This is a genomic window from Alkalibacterium putridalgicola (assembly GCF_900109825.1).
GTDB lineage: Bacteria > Bacillota > Bacilli > Lactobacillales > Carnobacteriaceae_A > Alkalibacterium > Alkalibacterium putridalgicola.
Genome location: NZ_FOBL01000040.1, coordinates 1 through 19,177 on the forward strand (window position 1 = coordinate 1; position 19,177 = coordinate 19,177).

Sequence of the window (19,177 nt, forward strand, 5' to 3'; positions counted from 1 at the left end):
ATCTTAATAAACAATAAGATTGCTCCGCAATCTAAACCAGGACAGAAAAATCTTTTTATTTTATAATGGTCTCAGGAAACACCAATCCGACTTCTTAATGGGTTTTGCCGAACCTGTTTAATAAACTGGATGACCGTCTTATCTTTTGCAATAAGCCGAATACATCATTGAATGTGGAAATAAAATTACAACATTTTATAAGACGGTTTGTTTCCTAATTTATAGATGGAGGTTATGGTCATGGAAGTGATGATTGAAACATGTTGTGGTATCGATGTGCATCAGAAATCCATCGTTTGCTGTATTCTTGACGGACCTTTAGATACAAACCGACCTAAAAAAATCCAGAAAACTTTTGGCACTAGAACGGATGAACTTCGAGAGGCCCTTCAGTGGCTGGAAGACCATCACGTCACAGATATATTCATGGAAAGTACGGGACAGTACTGGGTGCCCGTGTTTAATATTTTTTCCGAAGGAACAGGGCAGTTGATTTTGGCTAATCCTCAACACATTAAAAATGTGCCCGGGCGTAAGACAGATATGAAAGATGCCGAATGGATTGCGCAACTCGGCCGTTGCGGCTTGATTCAATCGTCTTACATTCCTGCACCTGTAGTTATGGAACTACGTCTGATGACACGCCGTCGGCTGTCTTATACTCAAAAACGAACACAAGCCAAGAATGAATTGCATAATATCCTTCAACGTTCCAATATCAAACTGACGGGTTACTTGTCTGACATTTTTTCCAAAACAGGACAAGCCTTGCTTCAACTATTTATCAACGGTGAAGTGTTAAGTTTGGCGTCTGTCAGTGCCTGTATGCACGGGAAAGTCAAAGCCTCTCCCGAAGATATCCTCCGCGCGATGGACGGAAAACTATCAGTCACTGATCGACAATTACTCGAGGATTCGCTAGATGAATACCGATTTTACAGTGAAAAGATCCAACAGATCGAAGGCCACATCCGTAAGTATATTCTGCTTCATTTTCCGGAGGAATACGACTTGCTGCTAACGATCCCTGGGATAAAAGAACAGGGTGCCGCTGTTATCTTAGCTGAAATTGGTCCAAATACAGAGGGCTTTAAAACAGTGGGTCACCTCGCTTCATGGGCAGGACTATCCCCTGGATCAAATGAAAGCGCGGGAAAAAAGAAATCGTCGCGAATAACCCCAGGAAATAAGTATTTAAAGACCACACTCATTTCCAGCGGGGGCATCGCCGGTCGATCGAAAGATTTTGCTTTTCGATCAGTGTATTACCGCATTTCCAGTAGAGGATCTAAAATGAAGGCTGTGGTAGCCTGTGGTCATAAGTTACTTCGAATCATTTATAAAATTTTAACGGATAAAGTTCCATATAACGAAAAAAGAGCACTAGGTCTGCGGCAACAGCACCTAGCACTCAACTAAAAAAATAAAAATTTACTTGTATTTATTATAGCATGGGGTGTGTTTTTTGCGCTTTTTTGCATTATTATTTTTCAAATAAAATAGAAGGAGAAGATGTAATAAAATCTGCTTTTGATAAAGTTTATGATGATTCTAAAAGGGAACCCAAAGTTGAAAGCATCAGATTTTCTATTAATCACTTACATACGTGGATAAATAAAAGCTCAATTTCGTTACTTAGAGACCTTGAGAAAAAAATAGGAACTCTACAATTTAATCTGAATGAATATGATGAAGGAATATTCAATATCCCTTCAGAAAAGTTGACTTTAACAGAATCTGTTATTGTTGAAAATAAAATTAATGGCTCTGCTCATTCCTTCGAAGAAAAGCCACATCTAAAAATTACCGGATATGATGGAGAATTAAGAAGTTTTTACAATTACTTCCAAAATGCTACGCATATTAAAAAACTGATAGAGTTCTTAAACGGTACTCCTTTACACTTTGAATATGTAGAATTCTTATGTGTAAAAGGAGTACTACAAAAAAATCCCCAAAAATTTTATCCTTTAATCCAAGGAAGATATTTCTTTAGACAAATTGGAGAGCGAGTAGCTAAAGCTCCTAAAAACCCACTTACCTTACGTTCTATAGAAAGTGAATTTGAAGATATTTTAAATAATTGGTATTCGAAGAAAGAATAACTGAGTTTTATTATTGATAGCTATTTAAATGATTTATATTTACCTTATTATGTAGAAACACAACTTTTGAATTCTATTAGAAATCTAGAGATATATTACAGAAATTTTGTCAATGATTCGATTGAACAAAAAAAGAAGAACTAAAGGAAGACCAACAAATGCTAACAAAGTTTGTAAATGAGAATGTCCCACAGCAAAACAGAGAACATTTCATTAAAAATATACACTTCATAGGTGAAGAATCTTTGCAAAAAAAGTTACGTTATTTATTTAAGGAACTTCCTGACAAAGTATTTAATTCCTGTATAAAAAAAGAAGGAAAGAGTCCATCTAGTTCTATTGGTAGTGTATCTAATTTATTAACAGAGACACGTAATTTTTATACGCATGGATATAAACCCGAATTGTACCCTAACAGAGTACAAGGAGCACATAATTTTTTTGATATGAACGAAAAACTCAAACTTATTCAAAGATACTTTATTTATAAAGAACTCGGACTATCAGAAGAGACTATCTTAAATGCTCTCATTCCCTGAACTTATAATTTTTGATACGAATAAAAAGAACTTTATGGAAGGTAAAAGATGCTTGTTTTACCAGCATTTAGTATATTTGAGTAAATATGGATTGTTAAACAAATAGAAGTTTGAAAATAACTAGAATAAATTCCAAAGAAGTGTAACGTGTATTAAAATTATCCCATATTAAAGAGTATATCGGAGAAGAATTACAGAAATATCCGGGATTAGTCGAACTACTCTATATCGATATTTGTAAATAGAGTTATTAAATAAAAAGGAATAAAGTAAACATGATAATTCAAAAAAGCACATTGAAAAATATAGCAATGACCATTACGGGAGATAATGACCTGTCTCCTTATCGTTCTGGACCTGAGCTTATTGATTTTTTTAACAACTATGGTTTTAATGATATTTATGATAAGCATTTTCCAACGAGATGGATATACGCATTGGAAAAAATTGAAACAATTACTCAAAATAATAAATTTACAAATTTTATTAATTATGCACTAAGCGAAATCCATTATGTTGAAGTAAACGAGGTTGAACATGGAATTCAAGACAAAATTATTAAATATTGGAATAAATATTTGAAATTTGATGAATACAAAATTGTGAGAAACCAAAACACTTTTTCACTAACAAGTTTGAAGACATCACAAGTAATTTTGCAAGAGAGACAACTAGACATTTTATCTACCGAATTTCTTCTAGAGCAGATTGATAAATGCAATACGAAACTATCAATAGGTGATTTTGATGGAGCAATTACAAATGCTCGTTCTCTAGTAGAAGAAGTATTATTAGAAATTGAAGAAAGAATCGAAGGTAAAAGAGGCAAAAATGATGGGAATATTGATAACTTATATAAACGAGTTAAAAAAATAATCAACTTCGATCCAACTCAAAAAGGTTTAAACGATTCTTTAAAGCAAATATTATCAGGTCTAAATAGTATTGTAATAGGAGTCGGTAAAATTCGTTCAAAAGCGAGTGATTCGCATTCACGACAGTATAGACCGTCTGAGCACCATGCTAGATTAGCAGTAAATGCAGCCCACACATTCACTTCGTTTATAATAGACTCATATCACTATCAAACTGATAAAAGAAGAGATGTTACCTAGAATTGTATAATGCAAATAACATTGTATTTTCATTTTGTTAGTCTCTCTTTATTATACGAACTTTAAGTATCAATATATAATTAAAATATGATTTATGCCTAGAAGGGAGAAAACAAACATAGAAAAGACAATTACTTATTTCTATCCAGACGAAAAAAAAGCGGCCTATCTGAAAGTGTTTCAAGACCGGACGAATCAAATAAAAGGATTCTATTTTACGAAAGAGCATATAAAAGAGATTGAAAAGCTAGATTCTTCTACGAATTATGCCATTTACTTCCTATTTGATAATAGTGACTTAGACAATAAGAAAACATATATAGGTCAATCTATAAACGGGGTAAAGCGCATATTTGACCACATCAATAAAAAAGACTTCTGGTCTTATTGCATTTTATTTGTAACGGATAATAATAGCTTTGATAAGTTAACCATAGATTATATGGAGTATGAATTTATTAAACGGTTTAAAAAAAGTAGCTTTACGCTTATGAATAAAGATCCTCGTACCAATGAGCCAAATATTAGCATGTATGATAAGCCTAATATCTTAGCATATATTAATCAAATTGAGTTTCTCTTAAGCGCGGAAGGAGTTTCGATTGATACTATTTCAACCGACCAATTTAACGAACGATTTTATTACCCTGAAAATAAAAATTATCGATCATGCATTTTCGTAAAAGACGGGCAATTTGTTTTAGCAAAAAATAGCGAGTTACGTAGACCTGTAGATTCCAGTAAGAACTGGAAAACTGGCAACTTTTTCACTCGGTACAACAATATGATTGATAATTATATCGAGGATGGAAAAGTAATTGAAGAAAACGGTGTTTTAAGAACAGTAATCAATATGTCTTTCGATAGTCCTTCTCGAGTTGCTGAATTAATATCAGGCCAGTCTACTAATGGGTGGCTGTTCTTTGATGATTTAAATGAGTTAAGAACTATGGATTAGATATAAAAAGAGGATACAATCTTTTTATATAGCTTATAAGTGTTGATTAGAGTTTGAAAAGTAATTATCTGGGAAAAGCATGACAGAATGGAGAGAGTTACAGCGGACTTTTCAATGTCTAAGTGAAAATACGTTTTTCCGGTTATAACAGTAAAGAAAATAATAAGTAAAATAATTAGGAGGTTATATCATAAAAAAAGATAAAGATTATTTGATAGCCCATTTAGATGAATTAAACGAGGAAGAATTTGATATGATTTATAATGAGTTAGATATCTATGATCGTGATGAAGTAGACGATGCTATCCGAGAATTTGCTGATCAAGCTATCGGAGATGAGCATTGGGATTCTGATAATTAAAATTTGAGGATAAGTAAAGTACAATACAGCCATAATAACTTGGATTGACTAAAATAGAGTGAATAAGATGGAATTTATCTTATTCACTCTATTTTATACCGTTTCATAACGGGTGTACACAAAAAGATGTTATTTATTCATCTGAAAAAGCACTACAAGAGATGTTTTAAACTCAACGAGCAAATCACCTTAAGTATTGAACCAAGTCATAATACAGGATGAATGTTGTTGTTAATATTGAACAGGTATTCATCTCGATCTAATACAAGAGTTACAAAAACACTAAACCGAAAAAAACAATTAAAAAACAAAATGAAAAGAGGAGAACGTCATGAGAAAAGAAGTAACAGTAGAAGGAATGAAGTGTGAAGGTTGTGCCAAAGATGTGCAAGAAAGAATATCAGGTATTGAAGGGGTAAGTACAGTAGACATAGATTTGGCTAATAAAAAGGTTGTTCTAGAAAGTCTCTCTAGCATTGACCGAGAGACACTCGATTCTGCCCTTTCAGAAACCCAATATACTGTAGCTGATTAACTAAAGACTGTTACTCGTTGATGTACAATGGAAAAAGTTAATCTATTTAACAGAAAGAAGTATTCGCTATTATCAGGATGGCTTCTTTCTGTTTTTTATTCAGGGAACCATAACACATGTATATGTGTTGTATATAATAGGTAAAAGTAAATTTTTAAATCCATATATTCTACACAACTATTTCATATGCTGATTTTAGTATTTTATTCAGAAATAAATACACGTATAGTCAGTCAGCTGTAAGTTCTGTGCTGCTGTGTAACTGACAGTGAAGAGTTAGTCAAATACAGTCTGAGAACTGCACTTTATTTGTGTAACTATGTTAAAAAAAGGGGATAAATCATATGGTAGAACTTTTCAATATAGGACATTACGGTATTAACTTATTAGGTGTGACTACCGCACTCGGTATGCTTATTGGCTTGTTACTCGTTCAAAAAGAAGGGAAGCGCAAGAGGCTGGATGAGGATACTATCATGAACCTTAGTATATACACTGTCTTACTTGGTATTTTAGGCGCCAGATTAGGGTACATCATTTTCTTTGACCCGTCCAAGTATCTGGAGAATCCTGTGGAAATATTCAATATTACCCAAGGTGGGTTATCTATTCAGGGAGCAATTATTGTTGCGGGGATTTTTGTCTTCTGGTATACAAAAAAGAAAAATCTGCCGTTAGGTAAAACTGCAGATACTATTGTACCGGGGGTTATTTTAGGTCAAGCGATTGGGCGGGTTGGATGTGATGTGTTTGGTATTCCAATGAAAGGTAATTGGCCTTGGGGCGTAATGGTCCGCGGAGAGCTAATGCATCCGGCACAGTTATATGAAGTGGCACTGAATCTTATTTTATTCTTAATTATATGGAAAAGAAGATACACAGCCAAGTTTGAGGGGGAATTATTCTACATATATATAATCGGGTTTGCTGTAAACAGATTTATAGTAGAATTCTTCAGAACGAATCCGCAAGCAGTCGGTCCCTTTAGTATCGCTCATGTGTTAAGTCTAGCGATCATAGCTGCAGGAATCCTTTCTCTTATTTATAATAGAAATAAAAATGATGACTTTCATGTTTCCGATAATATAGAAGAGGTTAGTTTAAGTGGTTCATGGGTTTATGGAGTAATTGCTGGGGCGTTTGTTCTCGCTGTCATTTTTTACTACGGTATTCATTTTTTCTATAGCCGATGACAACCAAAAATGTTATCTCAGGATGAGTTATATTGAACCATCGTATTTATTGTCCTAATGATGTTTATTCATTTGATTATGATGTACTTCAAACCAAGAATAGGCGGACATTCCCACGAAAGATAGAGTCAAATAGATAAGAACCAACTTGAAATGGAAAAAATACTAGAAGAAAATACCCGGTTAAGAGAAGAATTATCCATTGTAAAGACAAAAACTTAATAAAACAACAAAATAAAATGATCTTATCATTAAAATGAGGCTGAGTTTCATTGAGACAAAAGGTTATTAAAATTAGCGGATTTTTGACAGTATCTTTTTTTTATCACTATCAATAGCTGTTGCTATAAATTTTCACGCCGTTATACTCCTTTGATATCGATTTTTTGAATATTTGGATAGTATAATTAAAAATCTTCCTGAAGAAGAACATAGTTGTTCTGTTTTCATATCTCATCCATCTTTTAAGGAGTATACAGCTAAAGTAATAGAATTTATCGATGAGCTGATAGCCCTGATTTTATTGGTGTGAATGTTTTTTACTATAGTCGTAGTGCTAATGGTTTATGGGCTTTCAGAACGTTTTAGTAGACCGATCGTTGCACCAAGTTTAAGAAGAAGATACAGGAGAAGTCGATATCAAAAAAGAAAGTAGAGGAAAATAAAATGAAAAAATTGATCATACTGGGTTTGAGCACAACGTTTATTATGATAGGGTGTACAGATACAACAGATACAACAGAGACAACCGACACGTCCAATGAGACGGCTATCGTCGAAGAAGAGAATATCCAGGATGCAATGCCTGGTATGGACGAAGTTGAAGAAATGGATGAAATGGACGAAATGATGGGTATGGACCATGACGGAGAAATCCCATCAGGTTTAGAAGAAGCCGAGGATCCAGCATTCCCTGTAGGAAGCAATGCCATTATCACAGCAACACACATGCCAGGAATGGAAGGGGCTGAAGCGACTATAGCCGGAGCCTTTGACACAACCGTGTATGAAGTCAGTTATACTCCGACGGATGGCGGCGAAAAAGTGACCAATCACCGTTGGGTCATCCAGGAAGATTTACAAGAGGGAACAGAAGTAGCAGAGGCTGGCGACGAAGTTATTCTGGATGTGGAGCACACTGAAGGCATGCAGGGCGCTGTTGCAACAGTCGATGAAGCTTATACTGGAACGATTTATGCCGTCGATTATAATTCGACAATAGATGGTGAGAGAGTAACCAATCATATGTGGGTGACCGAAGACGAACTGGAAGCTCCGCAAGAGTAAAGGTACAACTAGCATTATCTAATAGGTCATGAAATAAAATTAATAACGACGTCAACAGACAGATTAGAATCTGACTTTTGGCGTCTTTTTTATTGTTGAAAAAATATTTCCATAGTGAAAATCCATAAAATATACATAATTGAACAGTATGCTTGTAATAGAAAGATAAGATAAAAAAAGGAGAGCGATCTTAAATGAATTTAGTTAGTGGACTTTTATCAGGCGTTTTAGCAGTTACCGGTGGATTAGGAATATCTCTGTTTTCAGAAGAAGATACGACAAATCAAGAGGCGGTTATTCAGGAACAAGTAATGGATGTTGACCAAATGCGAGATTTAATGGATACAGATGAATTTGAAGATATGGAACTGCGTATGGAAGATGGCATTATAAATTTTGGACAAATGAAGTCACATATGAATGAAATGCACCCGGAACTTAATACTCAGCAGCTTAGAGAGCTATATAAAAATATGCATGGGACTGGCGGCTCTTCTCAAAGCACTAATTTCACTGGAATGGGCATGCATCAGTAAACCATAGTAGTGCAGCTGGATCTGGAGAATGGCTTAAAGTATCCAACGCCTTTAAATAGCGGAAAACAATGCTTCGTATTTAGTAAGGCAATAAAAGAATAATGAGGATGAAAAAAGGTCACAGGAATTTCCCTGTGACCTTTTTTGCGCTTATATAACTGAATCAGCTTGTAAAGTTATCAAAGTAACCTTGGATATGAATGATCGGCGTGCCTTTGTCGCCGCTGCCTGAAGTCAGGTCAGATAATGAACCGATGAGGTCAGTCAAGCGTCTAGGTGTGGTTCCCTGTGCTTCCATTTCACCGATCAGATCAGCCTGTTTGTTGGTGATGTGATTCGTGATTGCACTATGAAGCTCATCTCCGCTCAAATCGGCAAAGTTATTGTCAGCCAGATACTTCAGCTTCACTTCGTTCGGGGTACCTTCCAGGCCTTTTGTGTAGGCGGGAGAGACGACCGGATCAGCCAGTTCCCAGATCTGGCCGACAGGATCTTTGAAGGCGCCGTCGCCGTAGATCATGACTTCGACCGTTTTACCTGTTTCGTCTTTCAGGCGTTTCTGGATAGCCTCGACTAAAGGCTGGCCGTTATCGGGAAAGAGTTTCACGGTATCTTCTGTTGCTTTGTTTGAACCCAGCAGACCGTATTCTGAGTTGAACCCGCTGCCGTTCATGGATTCTGACAAGACATCGTCCAGTCCAAAGACCTTTTCTCCACCGGCGGCTTTGACTAAGCGTTTGGTACGGAAACGGCTGTGAATGTCACAGGCCAGGACATTTTTTGTATAGTCCAGGATCGTTTTGGCATCATTGGAAAAGATGACTTCACAGTTGGCGCCTTCCGCTTCAATCAGTGATTTATAGTAATCGATATAGTCGACTCCGGTAAAGGGATGCTTTTTGAAACCGAAGTGGCTGCGGAATTCGTCTTCTGTCAGAACATCTGCCAGCGGATTGATACCAGCGGCATCCAGTTCATCTAAAGACACTAAATGATTCCCGACTTCATCGGAAGGGTAGCTCAGCATAAGAACGACTTTACCGACGCCGCGGGCAATGCCTTTCAAGATGTTGGAGAAACGGTTACGACTGAGAATCGGGAAGACGACACCGACAGTTTCACCATCATACTTGTGACCGATATCCGTAGCGATATCATCAAGTGTCGCATAATTTCCCTGCGCACGAGCCACGATGGATTCAGTCATCGTGATGATGTCACGGTCCATAAAGCTGTATCCTTCTGCCTTTGCCGCATTCAACACAGTTTCCACAACGATGTTTTCCATATTGTCGCCTTCTTTAATGATCGGACTACGCAGTCCGCGCACAACAGTACCTAAAGCTCTTTCCAAAATAATCTCTCCCGTTGTTAATATTTTTAAGGGGCTTAGCCACGCTAAAACCCTTATACAGTATACACGTTAGCGTGGAGGAATTAAACAGAATTAAAATCTTTTATCATTTTCAGGATTTTTCAAGTAAAATGGAAAAGACAGAGGTAATAGTAAACTAGGGAGTGAATCGAATGTATCGTGTGATTCATCAATTAAAAGAACGAAATTTTGACAGACCCGTAACAAGAAGTGAAAAAGCTGTTTTAGATTACCTGGAAGAACATTTCCAGTCTATTCCTAATGAAACAGTGATAAAGATAGCACAGGAGAGTTATACCTCACAGGCAACGATCAACAGAACAAGTAAGCTTCTGGGTTTCGATGGCTTCAGTGACTTGAAGTATGCCATCAAAGAAGATGTAGAACATATCAAATCAAAATCGACCAGACATATCCGAAACACGGAGGATATCTTAAGTAAAATCGACTTTGAAAGTGCCAATGATCTGGTGAACTATTTATATAGAAACAGACACCACCTATTATTATTCGGGCTTGGAGCCTCGCATGTCTCAGCTCAATATATGGCTAGACAGCTTTTGTATTTAGGGATACCGGCCATTGTGGTGTCTGAACTGCAGATGCTGGAGAAGTTTAAAGATTACAGCATCCTGATCTTATCCAGTTCAGGAGAAACTCAACGTGGTCTGCAGTTGATGCACGATGCTAAAAAAGCAAAAATGAACGTTCTTTCCATCACCAAAAAAGACTCATCGATCATGGAAGGCAGCTTATTTAGTTTTCACCATGATGTATCGGTAGATAAAATGGAAGGGATCTCAAGAGAACAGCAGATCCATATGATCCTGATGATCAATGAAGTGATCAATCAGTTGAAAAGGGAGTATGATTAAAAACGGGAGTACAATAATCGATTATGTCGTTTTCGGTAGGGGAATCTAGCGTAAGCGCATAGTCGTTTTTTGTTTTGGATAATTATCCGCCTCTTTGGAGTGCAGACCTTAATGTAAGCGGTATACTGTGTTCAAGATAAATAATTTTGAGGAGAATTCCATGAATAGAGAGATAAGAATATTAATGCACACTCACTGGGACAGAGAATGGTATTTCACTAAAGATGAAACAAAGGTATTGCTGAGAAATCATATGCAGGAGGTCATGGAGTTTCTGGAGGGTCATCCGGATACTATATATATATTGGACGGCCAAAGTGTAATGATCGACGATTATCTGGAACTGGAACCTGAAGCAGAACCGAGATTGAAGCAGCTGGTAGAGAAGGGGAATTTAAGAGTTGGTCCCTGGTATACGCAGACTGACTTGCTTCTGGTCCATGGTGAATCCGTATTCAGGAATCTCTATTACGGAATCAAGCGGGCGGAAGAATTTGGTGAACCGATGCTGGTCGGATATGCCCCTGATACATTTGGCCATGCCAGCCAGATGCCACAGATCTACAAACAGTTCGGTATAGAATCTACTTTCTTCTGGAGAGGATTCAGCGAACTGAAAGCTGAAAAATCTGATTTTTTATGGAAGGGTGTCGATGGATCAGAAATAGTAGGGGTAAACTTGGCAACAGGCTACCAGGGAGCAAAATATCTTGAAGAAGAACCTCAGGGATTGAGCCAGCGCATGAAGAAAATCATGTCTGTACTTGATAACTATTCTGCATCAAATGCAAGACTGATCATGAACGGACACGATCAGATGCCTGTTCAGAAGAACATCCACCATGTGATGGAGAATATAAAACAGATCTACCCGGAAGATACCGTGATGATCAGCGATTTCGAATCTTACGTGGATCAACTGGACAGAGATGATCTGGAAGTGGTGACAGGCGAACTGACTGACAGTAAGCATGCACGCATCCACCGGACGATCGGGTCGACGCGTATGGACATCAAACTTCTTAACACAGATATTGAAAATAACTTATACAACGTACTGGAACCTTTGGCAGTGATCGGTGAACAGGCGGGCATCCCTTATCCGCATGGAGTGATCGAGAAAGTATCTAAAATACTTTTCGGGACACATGCGCATGACAGTATCGGAGGCTGCAACTCAGATAAAGTCAATCAGGATATCAAGCAGCGCCTGCTGAATGCGAAAGAGATGGTCGATACACAGATAGAGCTTCATTTAAGACTGATGACCTTAGGGAATAAAGAAACCGGTAACACGATCGTGGTCGTTAATCCGCTGCCTGAAAAGCGGTCAAATCAGTTTGTTGAACTGGACATGCTGACGCGTACAAAAGGATTCCGTATCTTCGACCACAACAAAGAAGAAATCGGATATTCTGTCGTTTCACAGGACCAGGAGGATGCGGGACTGATCGATCGTCAAGTAGCGGCGCGTCTGCTGGATATCAAAGTATACAGAACAAAAATCGTGCTGCCGGTCAATGAAATCGAAGGACTTTCTGCCCGCTACCTGACTTTTGAGGAAGTGGATGCTGAGAAGGAAGAAGCGATCCGGAAATCAGATGAGAGTATTTACAACACATATGGGCAGCTGTTTGTTGAGGATAATGTCTTGTGCTACAAAAATGAACAGACCCAGGCCGTTTATTCAAATATCCTTTCCCTTGAAAACAGTGGCGACGCAGGAGACAGCTATGATTATTCCCCACCTGTAAACGACTGGGTGTTAAACAGCAAAGACTGTGGAAGAATGGCGGTCGAAGTTGTAAAAGAAAAACATTATCAAGAAATGCTTATAAACTGGGAGTTAGATGTTCCAGAAAACAAGGTGCTGAGAGAAAAGAAAGAAGCAAACCTGAAAGTGGATTTTCAGGTAAAATTAAGACTGTATCCCAATGACCCAAAAGTTTATGTCACGATGAATCACGTAAATAAAACTGAACACAATCGCTACAGAGCTGTCTTTAAGACAGGGGTCCAGACGGATGAAGTAAAAGTGGACGGTTACATGAGTACCCAGACAAAACCTGTCTATAATGAAAAACCCTTGAGCATATGGGAAAAAGATAAGTGGGCTGAAAAGCCTGTAAGCATTGAAACGGCTCAAAGCTTTATCTCATTAAAAGATAAGGAAGCTGCCTTTACTGTTTATTCAAAAGGATTGAAAGAATACGAAGTCTTGGATGATGCCATTCATCTGACACTGTTCCGAACATTTTCTCATCTGGGACAGCGCGAACTGGTCAACCGGCCAGGCCGACCGTCTGGGATCGAGATCGAGACGCCGGATAACCAGTTGATCGATGAGCCATTCACTTTCCACTTTGCTTTTGAAGTAGCTCACGGTCATTCGGAAGAAAGCCATAGTGCAAAAGCATACTTGACGCCACTAGTCGGGTATCAGTTAAAAGAATTCAATCGCTTCAATATCAATCCAAGTAATACCGTGGGGAAAACGTCCTTTAAGTTATCCCTTGAATTAAGTGGTTTAGTCGTTTCGTCCACTAGACTGACAGCAGAGAATGAACTGTTTGTCCGTCTGTTTAACCCCCATAATGAAGAGGTAACTATACCCCTTCCAAAAGGGACATTTAAAGCAACACCCATGGAAAGAAAAGAAGAGGAGGTCAATAGATTAATTCTTGCTTCCCAGGAAATCGGGAATATAATTGTTCAAAACTAATTGAAATGAGGTTTTACAATGTCAAACTTTAAAAAGAACTTCCAGAGTTTCGGGAAATCACTCCTTTTCCCGATCAGTCTACTGTCCTTCATGGCTATCTTCCTTGGATTAGCAGCGGCTTTACAAAACCCGGCTATCATCGAAGTTGCTCCGTTTTTAGGAAATGAAACACTGCAGCTGATCTTTGGTTTTATCCGCCGGTTGTCGGCCTTGCCGTTCGGTTACTTACCGTTATTATTTGCAATGTCTATCCCCTTAGGCATGGTCAAGAGAGATAAAGAAGTTGCGGTGTACGCCGGGGCAGTAGGTTATATCGCCATGCTGCTCGGTATGACTTATGTGCTGCAGGCTCAAGGTTTTACAGCCGAAACGACATCTATCGCTCATTTAATGGATGTAGAAGGCTTAAGCCAAGTCGATGCAACACTGCAGAATTCATTATTTACGAACACTTTAGGTATCTTCGTTTATAACACAAACGTCATTGGAGGGATACTGGCAGGTCTGATGGGCGTGTTCCTTCATAACAAATTCAGAGAAACGGAACTCCATCCGGCTCTGACCTTCTACAGTGGCAAACGATTTGTACCGATTGCAGCAGCTATTATTCTAGCACTCGTGGGCATAGTGTTAGCCTTTGTATGGCCACTGATCAACCAGGCTATCATTGCAGTCGGTGGACTGATCAGTGAAAGCGGTTCGTTCGGTGTATTCCTGTACGGCTTTACTGAGAAGATCATCAATCCAACAGGTCTTCACCATATACTTAACCAGACATTCAGATTCACGGCTTTAGGTGGTGTGGAGAATATTGATGGAGAATCGCTAGTCGGTGCATTACAGATCTATCTCTATCAACTCGATAACAATTTAGCCTTTTCAACAGATGCAACGGCCTTCCTTGCTCAAGGGAAAATCCTTCATATGGTCTTTGGGATGCCGGCTGCTGTACTTGCCATGTATAAAATGGCTCGACCAGAAAAAAGAGACCGCGTGCTGAAATTCTTCCTGGCTGGTGTGACAGCAGTCATCCTGACAGGTATTACAGAACCGATCGAATTCACCTTTATCTTCATTTCTCCAATTTTATGGGTGGTCAATGCGATTTTCGCCGGCTTGGCTTTCTTGGTCCCTGCGCTGCTTGATGTAGCGATCGGGAACATACAAGGCGGAATTATCGACTGGATCGTCTTCGGCATGCTTCAAGGAATGGAAACAAAATGGTATATCTATTTGGTGGCTGGACCTATTTTCTTTGCGATGTATTACTTCTCATATACCTTCATTATTTCAAAATTCAATGTCATGACGATCGGTAGACGAGAAACGGATTTCGAAGATGAAGAAGAAGTGGATGATAATGTCAGCGTCAAAGAATCCGACAGAACGACTGCGGAAGATATCATCAATGGATTAGGTGGTTTAAAAAACATTACCGATGTTGATAACTGCATCAGCCGATTGAGAGTAGAAGTCAAGAATGGCCAACTGGTCGATGAAAGTCTACTGAGAAAGACAAAACCCAATGGTATCGTAAGGCCAGACGCTAATACGGTTCATGTCGTCTACGGCGGACGTATTTCTAAAATGAGAAACATTGTTGATAACTACATGTATGAACATAAACACTCAAAAGAATAGAAAAGGAGCTTATCATGAAAAAGAATAATATCGTTTTAGTAGGTGGCGGATCAACATGGACGCCCGGGATTTTAAAAGCTATGACAACACACTTGGATGAGTTCGCACTCAACCGTATCGTCTTGTATGATATCAATGAAAAAAGACAGGAAGTCATTGGTGAGTTTGCCAAAATTTTATTTAAAGAGGAAGCGCCGGAAGTAGAAATCGTTTATACGACTGACAAGGAAGTCGCTTATAAGGATGTCGACTTCGTCTTCTGTCAAATGCGTACGGGTGGCTTTGACATGCGGGAGAAAGATGAGAAAATCCCTTTAAGTTTAGGCGTGATTGGTCAGGAAACGTGTGGACCGGGTGGCTTTGCCTATGGTCTGCGTTCTATTCGTGATATGGAGGAAATGGTAAAAGACGTGCGTCGTTTAAGCCCGGATGCCTGGATTTTAAACTACACAAATCCGGCTGCGATCGTTGCCTTAGCTTTAGATAAACTCTTCCCGGAAGAAGATAAAATACTGAACATCTGTGATCAGCCAGTCAACCTGCTGCGCTCATTTGCAAGCCTGATCGATCTGGATGTAAACAAATTCGAACCTGTCTACTTTGGTCTCAATCACTTCGGCTGGTTCACTCATATCTATGATGAAACGGGAAAAGACAGAGCGCCTGAAATCAAAGAGATTATATTAAACGGCGGCTTCCGTCCTGTTGATGCCGAGCAGCGTGATCAGTCCTGGCTTGAAACATATGCCATGGTCGAAGATATGCTGATTGACTTCCCTGATTACTTGCCGAACACATATCTGCAGTACTACCTCTATCCTGAGTACAAATTATCTAAACTCGATCCGGAGTGGACGCGTACAGATGAAGTGCGTATCGGAAGAGAGCAGAAAGTTTTCGAAGAATGCCGACGTATCGTTGAAAACGGAACAGCAAGAGATTCCAAAGTCGTCCACAATGATGCCCATGGGGATATGATGGTGGAAGTAGCCGCATCGATTGCCAATAACCTGCGTAAAACATTCGTTGTGATGGTGAGAAATGACGGGATCGTATCGAATCTTCCAGATGACAGCATGGTGGAAGTTGCCGCGTCTTTAGGTGCCAATGGCCCGGCCCCTTACGCTGTCGGTAAAATCGGTACATTCTATAAAGGACTCATCGAGAACCAGTATGCTTTTGAACGTCTGACGGTTGAAGCCTATATGGAGGGCTCTTACACTAAAGCACTGCAGGCTTTGACGCTTAACCGGACAGTCGTAGATGCGAAGAAAGCGCGTAAAGTGCTGAATGCATTGATCGAAGCCAATAAAGAGTACTGGCCGGAATTGAAGTAATATATATACATGCAGACGCAGCGGTTTATCGCTGCGTCTTTTCCTTAGTGTAAAGCACAGTGAATGTACGACTATTCATCAAAGTCCTGTGCTATACTGAAAAAAAGAGCGAGAGGAGCGAGCAGATTCATGAAAATACTTGCAGCGATCGATTCCTTCAAGGGGTCGATGACGAGTGAAACAGCCAATCAGTGTGTGAAAGACACGCTGCCGGATCATCAGGTGACGGGCTTCCCGATAGCTGACGGCGGCGAAGGGACAGTGGATGCCTTCGTCAGTGTCATGGACGGAGAAGTCATCACGGAAACCATAACCGGTGTGAACGGCACACCTTATTCTGGCCGCTGGGGCTGGGTAGAAAAGGACAAGACAGCTGTTATAGAGGTTGCTGAAGGCGCCGGACTGATCCAGGCAGACAAGGAGAATTTGCATCCGAGAAACCATACAAGTTTTGGCGTCGGCGAACAGATTGCGCAAGCGCTTGATTTTGGCGCTGAGACGATCATCCTGGGATTAGGTGGCAGTGCAACGGTGGATGGCGGCATGGGGCTCCTGCAGGCGCTGGGTGTTGTATTCAGTGATGCTGAGGGCGACGAACTGTCAATGCTGCCTGTGGAACTGAACAACGTCCAGTCGATAGATGTGGAAGGATTGGATAAGCGGGTCCAGGATGTGAACTGGCTGATCGCTTCGGATGTGACCAACCCTTTGCTTGGAGAAAAAGGGGCCGTTTATGTTTTCGGTGAACAGAAAGGGTTGGGTGAAGACGAACTCTCAGCCTACGACAAAGCGATGGAGCAGTATGCCGACATCGTCTCAAATGTGACCGGAAAAGATGAACGAAACACGGAAGGGGCAGGAGCGGCCGGCGGAATAGGCTTTACAGCTTTGTCTTTCTTCCCCTGTGAATTCCAGAGCGGGCTGTCGCTGTTAGCTGAAAAAGGCGATCTTGAAACCCTGATCAAAGAGGTGGATCTGGTCATTACCGGCGAAGGTAAATTCGACGACCAGTCACTTAGCGGGAAAGTCCCGGTCGGGATCAGCCGCCTGGCTAAGCCATTTAATGTGCCGGTCCTTTTATTTGCCGGAAAGATAGACAGTGACCGGACCGCGATCGAAGAAGAGAACATCCATGCTTTGATCCCCATCGTGGATGCCCCGATGACTTTGGGTGAAGCGATGGAAGCGGGCCCGGTGCTGCTTGAAAAAGCGGTGAAGCGGAGTGTTGACCTGATGAAAGCAGGGAGCAGTCTATCGGCTAGGGTTGAGGGAAAGTGAATGCGTTATAATCCACTTCACACGGTTAAACTGTTATCATTAAAGTACGACGTCACACGATAACGGCTTAAAAGGAGTCCGGGTCATGAGAGAATGGATCACGCAATATGCAGAAGCTTATCCCTTGATCACCAATATCATCATATTTGTTTTGATCGTTGTTCTGGTCCTCATTATCAGACGGTTTACCTTGAACAGGTTGTATAAGCGGTACAAGGCTTCAGAGAACTGGTACGTTACACGAAAAATCGCCCGGTGGATGACCAATTTCATTCTGGGGCTTTCCTTTATTTATATATTCGGAAATGATTTGACCGGGTTTACCACTGCCATCGGACTTGCCGGTGCCGGTGTGACCTATGCGTTAAGGGAAGTCATCGTCAGCTTCGCGGGCTGGTTTGCGATCATGTTCGGGGATTTTTTCAAGACAGGCGACCGGGTTCTGCTTGGAGGTTCCAAAGGGGATGTCATCGATATCGGCCTGCTGCGCACGACACTCATGGAAATGGGAGAATGGGTTGACGGGGACCAGTACACCGGGCGGATCGTACGGGTCGCGAACAGTTATATCTTTACATCGCCCGTGTATAACTATTCGGCAGATTTTAAATTCCTCTGGGACGAACTGCATATCCCGCTGCATTTTGGCAGTGACATCCTGCTTGCAAAAACCATCGTCCTTAATATCGCTGAGGATACGATCGGCACTTATAACACGGAAGCGGAATTAGAATGGCGAAATATGAAACGCCGTTACCGTATTGAAAACGCCTCTTTGAAGCCGCAGGTATACATCGCTTTTGATGATAATTTCATCACGCTGAGTTTGCGGTATATCGTCGATATCAGGGAGCGCCGCGGTGTCAAAGACCGCATGTTTATTGCCATACTGGAGCAGCTTCAGCAAGTGGAAGATAAAGTGGAACTGGCTTCTGAGACGTTTGAGATCATCCATGAAGAACGACAGAAGCGGAAAGAAAGAAATGAGGGGTTGTAGTCACAGAGTCTCTTAATCAGTCTGGATCAGGCGGCGGCGCCTGATCCTTCAATATTGAATAAGTCAGGATAAACGTAACGTCGACTGACTCAAGCAAGAAAAAGATTGAGGTAGCCTAGAATGACGCTACATCGGCGAACTTTCATACTAAAACCCTTTGAGTGATGCTAGATAAGCTCAATATCGGTTAGCTCATGGGAAAATAAATTTGAGTGATGCTATATAGGCGCAATATCGGTAAGCTCAAAGAAAAATGGATTTGAGTGATGCCAGATAAGGGCTACATCGGCAAGCCCAAGGAAATCAGATTTGAGTGATGCTAT

The 19,177-nt window shown here is 40.2% G+C and carries 16 protein-coding genes; 15 read left to right on the forward strand and 1 reads right to left on the reverse strand.

The annotated features are described in order from the left end of the window. Positions 1-240 precede the first annotated feature (240 nt). The 9 genes from BMX84_RS10830 to BMX84_RS10870 all read left to right on the forward strand — a co-directional run bounded on the left by BMX84_RS10830 (position 241) and on the right by BMX84_RS10870 (position 8,629). The gene (locus BMX84_RS10830; RefSeq protein ID WP_177165413.1) at positions 241-1,419 is read left to right on the forward strand and encodes an IS110 family RNA-guided transposase; all 1,179 of its coding nucleotides are present in this window, start codon (positions 241-243) and stop codon (positions 1,417-1,419) included. A gap of 32 nt (positions 1,420-1,451) precedes the next feature. Beyond that, positions 1,452-2,105, forward strand: a complete 654-nt coding sequence (locus tag BMX84_RS12555) for an ApeA N-terminal domain 1-containing protein (RefSeq protein WP_143058718.1) — start codon at positions 1,452-1,454, stop codon at positions 2,103-2,105. Positions 2,106-2,263: 158 nt separating this feature from the next. After that, positions 2,264-2,644 (forward strand): HEPN domain-containing protein, encoded by a 381-nt coding sequence (locus tag BMX84_RS12805; protein ID WP_091489636.1) that lies wholly within the window; start codon positions 2,264-2,266, stop codon positions 2,642-2,644. A 275-nt stretch (positions 2,645-2,919) separates the two neighbouring features. Beyond that, complete coding sequence (locus BMX84_RS10845) at positions 2,920-3,759, forward strand: abortive infection family protein (RefSeq protein ID WP_091489639.1); 840 nt, start codon at positions 2,920-2,922, stop codon at positions 3,757-3,759. Between the two features lie 94 nt (positions 3,760-3,853). Further along, positions 3,854-4,717, forward strand: coding sequence for a GIY-YIG nuclease family protein (locus tag BMX84_RS10850; protein WP_091489642.1), 864 nt, complete (start codon positions 3,854-3,856; stop codon positions 4,715-4,717). Positions 4,718-5,409: 692 nt separating this feature from the next. After that, on the forward strand, positions 5,410-5,613 hold the full coding sequence (locus BMX84_RS10855) for a heavy-metal-associated domain-containing protein (protein WP_091489645.1): 204 nt from the start codon (positions 5,410-5,412) through the stop codon (positions 5,611-5,613). Between the two features lie 344 nt (positions 5,614-5,957). After that, positions 5,958-6,806: a prolipoprotein diacylglyceryl transferase gene (lgt, locus tag BMX84_RS10860; RefSeq protein WP_091489647.1), complete on the forward strand. Its 849-nt coding sequence runs from the start codon at positions 5,958-5,960 to the stop codon at positions 6,804-6,806. A 666-nt stretch (positions 6,807-7,472) separates the two neighbouring features. Continuing rightward, entirely contained in the window at positions 7,473-8,093 is a 621-nt protein-coding gene (locus BMX84_RS10865; RefSeq protein WP_091489650.1) for a YdhK family protein, read from the forward strand. A 194-nt stretch (positions 8,094-8,287) separates the two neighbouring features. Next, positions 8,288-8,629, forward strand: coding sequence for a hypothetical protein (locus BMX84_RS10870; RefSeq protein WP_091489651.1), 342 nt, complete (start codon positions 8,288-8,290; stop codon positions 8,627-8,629). A 163-nt stretch (positions 8,630-8,792) separates the two neighbouring features. Here the strand turns inward: BMX84_RS10870 and BMX84_RS10875 are convergent, their stop codons facing one another. Then, positions 8,793-9,983, reverse strand: a complete 1,191-nt coding sequence (locus BMX84_RS10875) for a coenzyme F420-0:L-glutamate ligase (RefSeq protein WP_091489654.1) — start codon at positions 9,981-9,983, stop codon at positions 8,793-8,795. A gap of 173 nt (positions 9,984-10,156) precedes the next feature. On the opposite strand from BMX84_RS10875, the gene BMX84_RS10880 reads away from it, so the two are divergent. From BMX84_RS10880 to BMX84_RS10905, 6 genes are all read left to right on the forward strand, one after another. Beyond that, the gene (locus tag BMX84_RS10880; RefSeq protein ID WP_091489657.1) at positions 10,157-10,879 is read left to right on the forward strand and encodes a MurR/RpiR family transcriptional regulator; all 723 of its coding nucleotides are present in this window, start codon (positions 10,157-10,159) and stop codon (positions 10,877-10,879) included. A 160-nt stretch (positions 10,880-11,039) separates the two neighbouring features. After that, a complete protein-coding gene (locus tag BMX84_RS10885) occupies positions 11,040-13,601 on the forward strand; it encodes a glycoside hydrolase family 38 N-terminal domain-containing protein (RefSeq protein WP_091489661.1) in 2,562 nt (853 codons plus the stop codon). Between the two features lie 18 nt (positions 13,602-13,619). Next, on the forward strand, positions 13,620-15,242 hold the full coding sequence (locus BMX84_RS10890; protein ID WP_091489663.1) for a PTS transporter subunit EIIC: 1,623 nt from the start codon (positions 13,620-13,622) through the stop codon (positions 15,240-15,242). 14 nt (positions 15,243-15,256) lie between these two features. Continuing rightward, the gene (locus BMX84_RS10895) at positions 15,257-16,579 is read left to right on the forward strand and encodes a 6-phospho-alpha-glucosidase (protein ID WP_091489666.1); all 1,323 of its coding nucleotides are present in this window, start codon (positions 15,257-15,259) and stop codon (positions 16,577-16,579) included. Between the two features lie 129 nt (positions 16,580-16,708). Continuing rightward, positions 16,709-17,857: a glycerate kinase family protein gene (locus tag BMX84_RS10900; protein WP_177165554.1), complete on the forward strand. Its 1,149-nt coding sequence runs from the start codon at positions 16,709-16,711 to the stop codon at positions 17,855-17,857. A gap of 85 nt (positions 17,858-17,942) precedes the next feature. Continuing rightward, positions 17,943-18,854 carry a mechanosensitive ion channel family protein gene (locus tag BMX84_RS10905; RefSeq protein WP_091489673.1) on the forward strand — a complete coding sequence of 304 codons (912 nt, stop codon included), beginning with the start codon at positions 17,943-17,945 and terminating at the stop codon, positions 18,852-18,854. Positions 18,855-19,177 lie beyond the last annotated feature (323 nt).